Source organism: Burkholderia sp. E168m23 (assembly GCF_016586125.1).
In the GTDB taxonomy this organism is placed as follows: domain Bacteria; phylum Pseudomonadota; class Gammaproteobacteria; order Burkholderiales; family Burkholderiaceae; genus Burkholderia; species Burkholderia orbicola.
In genome coordinates, this window is sequence record NZ_BCPP01000693.1 from 1 (window position 1) to 3898 (window position 3898).

The 3898-nt window shown below is 66.4% G+C and carries 5 protein-coding genes; 3 read left to right on the forward strand and 2 right to left on the reverse strand.

Features of this window, described 5'->3' with window-relative positions; genetic code table 11:
- The 3 genes from JMF90_RS27630 to JMF90_RS27640 form a co-directional block, all read left to right on the forward strand.
- On the forward strand, nt 1-532 hold a 532-nt coding region (locus JMF90_RS27630), incomplete at its 5' end, for a peptide chain release factor-like protein (protein ID WP_201325675.1).
- A gap of 73 nt (nt 533-605) precedes the next feature.
- Nucleotides 606-2132, forward strand: coding sequence for a lysine--tRNA ligase (lysS, locus tag JMF90_RS27635; protein WP_006478395.1), 1527 nt, complete (start codon nt 606-608; stop codon nt 2130-2132).
- A gap of 347 nt (nt 2133-2479) precedes the next feature.
- A complete protein-coding gene (locus JMF90_RS27640; protein ID WP_027813471.1) occupies nt 2480-3208 on the forward strand; it encodes a glycine zipper 2TM domain-containing protein in 729 nt (242 codons plus the stop codon).
- Nucleotides 3209-3364: 156 nt separating this feature from the next.
- Here the strand turns inward: JMF90_RS27640 and iscX are convergent, their stop codons facing one another.
- Both iscX and fdx read right to left on the reverse strand, forming a co-directional pair.
- Nucleotides 3365-3574 (reverse strand): Fe-S cluster assembly protein IscX, encoded by a 210-nt coding sequence (gene iscX, locus JMF90_RS27645; RefSeq protein WP_006478393.1) that lies wholly within the window; start codon nt 3572-3574, stop codon nt 3365-3367.
- Between the two features lie 19 nt (nt 3575-3593).
- A partial coding sequence (gene fdx / locus JMF90_RS27650; RefSeq protein WP_201325676.1) for an ISC system 2Fe-2S type ferredoxin occupies nt 3594-3898 on the reverse strand: 305 nt, incomplete at its 5' end.

The window sequence follows — 3898 nt, forward strand, 5'->3', positions numbered from 1 at the left end:
CGGCTTCCTGCGCACCGAAACGGGCATCCACCGCCTCGTGCGCAAGTCGCCGTTCGACTCGTCGGGCGGCCGCCACACGTCGTTCTCGTCGGTGTTCGTCTATCCGGAAATCGACGATTCGATCGAAGTCGAGATCAACCCGGCCGACCTGCGCATCGACACGTACCGCGCGTCGGGCGCGGGCGGCCAGCACATCAACAAGACCGACTCCGCGGTGCGGATCACGCACATGCCGACGGGCATCGTCGTGCAGTGCCAGAACGACCGCTCGCAGCACCGCAACCGCGCCGAAGCGATGGCGATGCTGAAGTCGCGCCTGTACGAAGTCGAAATGCGCAAGCGCCAGGCCGAGCAGGACAAGCTCGAATCGAGCAAGACCGATGTGGGCTGGGGCCACCAGATCCGCTCGTACGTGCTCGACCAGAGTCGCGTGAAGGACCTGCGCACGAACGTCGAAATGAGCAACACGCGGGCGGTGCTCGACGGCGACCTCGACGACTTCATCAGCGCGAGCCTCAAACAGGGCGTGTAAGCGCCGCGGCGCGGCCGGCCCGCGCCGCCCTTTCCGTTTGCGTTGCCGCACCCCACTCCGAATTCCGACCATCATGACCGAACCGACCCAAACGCAGCCCGCCGTCACGGCGGACGAAAACCAGATCATCGCCGAGCGCCGCGAGAAGCTGCGCGCGTTGCGCGAGCAAGGCGTCGCCTACCCGAACGATTTCCGCCCCGAGCACCACGCAGCCGACCTGCAGGCCAAATTCGCCGATTCGGACAAGGCCGCGCTCGAAGCGAACCCGGTCGAGGTGTCGGTGGCCGGCCGCATGATGCTCAAGCGCGTGATGGGCAAGGCGAGCTTCGCGACGGTGCAGGACGGCTCGGGCCAGATCCAGTTCTTCGTGACGCCGAACGACGTCGGCGCCGACACCTACGACGCGTTCAAGAAGTGGGACCTCGGCGACATCGTCGCCGCGCGCGGCGTGCTGTTCCGCACCAACAAGGGCGAGCTGTCGGTCCAGTGCAAGGAGCTGCGCCTGCTGTCGAAGGCGCTGCGTCCGCTGCCGGACAAGTTCCACGGGCTGTCCGACCAGGAAATGCGCTATCGCCAGCGCTACGTCGACCTGATCGTCACGCCGGAAACGCGCGACACGTTCCGCGCCCGCACGAAGACGATCGCGTCGATCCGCAAGTTCATGGACAACGCCGACTTCATGGAAGTCGAGACGCCGATGCTGCACCCGATCCCGGGCGGCGCGGCCGCGAAGCCGTTCGTCACGCATCACAATGCGCTCGACATGCAGATGTTCCTGCGCATCGCGCCGGAACTGTACCTGAAGCGCCTGATCGTCGGCGGCTTCGAGCGCGTGTTCGAGATCAACCGCAATTTCCGGAATGAAGGCGTGTCGCCGCGTCACAATCCGGAATTCACGATGATGGAGTTCTACGCCGCGTACACCGACTACCGCTGGCTGATGGACTTCACCGAGCAACTGATCCGCCAGGCGGCGATCGATGCGCTCGGCACCGCGACGATCCAGTATCAAGGCCGTGAACTCGACCTCGCGAAGCCGTTCCATCGCCTGACGATCACGCAGGCGATCCAGAAGTACGCACCGGACTACACCGACGGCCAGCTGTCGGACGACGCGTTCCTGCGCACCGAACTGAAGCGCTTCGGCGTCGACGTGTCGCAGCCGGCGTTCCTGAACGCCGGCATCGGCGCGCTGCAGCTCGCGCTGTTCGAGGAAACGGCCGAAGCGCAGCTGTGGGAACCGACGTTCATCATCGACTACCCGGTCGAGGTGTCGCCGCTCGCACGCGCGTCGGATACGGTGCCGGGCATCACCGAGCGTTTCGAGCTGTTCATGACCGGCCGCGAGATCGCGAACGGCTTCTCGGAGCTGAACGATCCGGAAGACCAGGCCGCGCGCTTCAAGAAGCAGGTCGAGCAGAAGGACGCGGGCGACGAGGAAGCGATGTTCTTCGACGCCGACTACATCCGCGCGCTCGAATACGGGATGCCTCCGACCGGCGGCTGCGGGATCGGCATCGACCGTCTCGTGATGCTGCTGACCGACAGCCCGACGATCCGCGACGTGCTGCTGTTCCCGCATCTGCGCCGCGAAGACTGACGCCCGCGACCGCGTGTGCGCCGCGCCCCGTGGCGCGCACGCGTCGGCTTTGTAACGACGCGTAAATCCCGCCAGCCGGCGTCTGCCGGCCTTCGATCCTCCCCTGTTTTATTCCCTTGTCGCGACGCCCTTCTCCGGGTTTTCCCGGTAGCAAGCGCTGATCCCGCGCTGCAATTCGTTACACCTTGATACGGCGCGCCGCTGGGCCGTGGACGACACTCCTGTTGCGTCACCACGCATGACCACGGGACCAGAACGAGGCGCCGGAACGCCGAGTCTGCTCGCTCCCGAGCGTGGGATCCTGCTCCGGCGCAGCGCGCCGATGCGGATCGACCTTGGAGAAAAAAATGGACAATCAGACTCAGACCACGCCGCAAAAGCAACGCCTCCACCCGCTGATCGCCACCGCAGCGGGCGCCGTTATCGTCGCCAGCCTCGCGGCGACGGCAGCGATCACGGGCGTCTTCCCGAAAGCCACCAGCAGCAATGAACAGAATGGCCAGACCCAGGCCGCGCTGATCGCGTCGCAACCGGCCGTCGATACGGCCGCGGCCGCCAGCGCCGCGCTGGCCGCGCAAGCGCAGCGGCAAGCCGCGGAACAGGCCGCCGCGCAGCAGAAGGCCGCCGTCGCGCAGGCCGAGCCGAAGCCCGCGCCGCGCCCGGCCGCGCCGCACCGCCGTCACACGACCGCGCCGCAGCCGCCGCAATACGCGCAGCAGCCGTCGGCGCCGGCGCAGGCCTACTGCCAGAGCTGCGGTACGGTCGTCGCGATCACGCAGACGCGCACGCCGGGCCAGAGCTCGGGGATCGGCGCCGTGGGCGGCGCAGCGGCCGGTGGCCTGCTCGGCAACCAGTTCGGTAACGGCAACGGCCGCACCGCGATGACGATCATCGGCGCGCTGGGCGGCGGTCTCGCCGGCAACCAGGTCGAGAAGCAGGTCCGCGCGGAAACCGACTATCAGGTGCAAGTGCAGATGGAAAGCGGCGCGACGCGCACGTTCACGTACCACAACCCGCCGCCGTTCGGCCAGGGTCAGCGCGTGCGGATCGAGAACGGCACGCTGGTCGGCGCTTGAAACTGATCGTGTAGTCGCCGGCGTCCCGCTGCCTGCACGTCGTGCGCGGCGTCGCCCAAAACGAAAACGGCTCGCGAGCAAGCGCTCACGAGCCGTTTTCATTGACGCGGCGTGCACCGTTGCAGCGCACGCCGTGGCCGTTCGGGTCGGGGTCGATCAGTCCTCGTCGTCGAAATCCGATTCGTCGATCCAGTGTGCCTGGATCGCCTCGAGGATCTTCTCGCCGGAATGCGTCGGATCGTCGTCGAAGCCGTCGAGCTCGAGCACCCACTGGCGCAGGTCGACGAAGTTGATCCGCTGCGGGTCGATGTCGGGGTGCTTGTCCGCCAGCGCAATGGCTATTTCACGCGAATCGGTCCATTTCATCGCCTGCCTCCGGTTCCTGTCAGTGATTTTCCTTCGCGTGGTTGATCGAGTACTTCGGGATCTCGACCACCAGGTCCGAATCTTCCTTCACGATCGCCTGGCACGACAGACGCGACGTCGGCTCGAGGCCCCACGCCTTGTCCAGCAGATCGTCCTCGTCCTCCTCGGACGGCGTCAGATCGTTGAAGCCTTCGCGGATCACCACGTGGCACGTCGTGCATGCGCACGACTTCTCGCATGCATGTTCGATCTCGATCCCGTGATCGAGCAGGTTGTCGCAGATACTCTTGCCGGGCGTCGCGTCGATCACCGCGCCGTCCGGGC

Bases quoted from the DNA above. Each gene is read 5' to 3' on its own strand.
- lysS (WP_006478395.1), top strand. From the start codon at position 606: ATGACCGAACCGACCCAAACGCAGCCCGCCGTCACGGCGGACGAAAAC.
- JMF90_RS27640 (WP_027813471.1), top strand. From the start codon at position 2,480: ATGGACAATCAGACTCAGACCACGCCGCAAAAGCAACGCCTCCACCCG.
- iscX (WP_006478393.1), bottom strand. From the start codon at position 3,574: ATGAAATGGACCGATTCGCGTGAAATAGCCATTGCGCTGGCGGACAAG.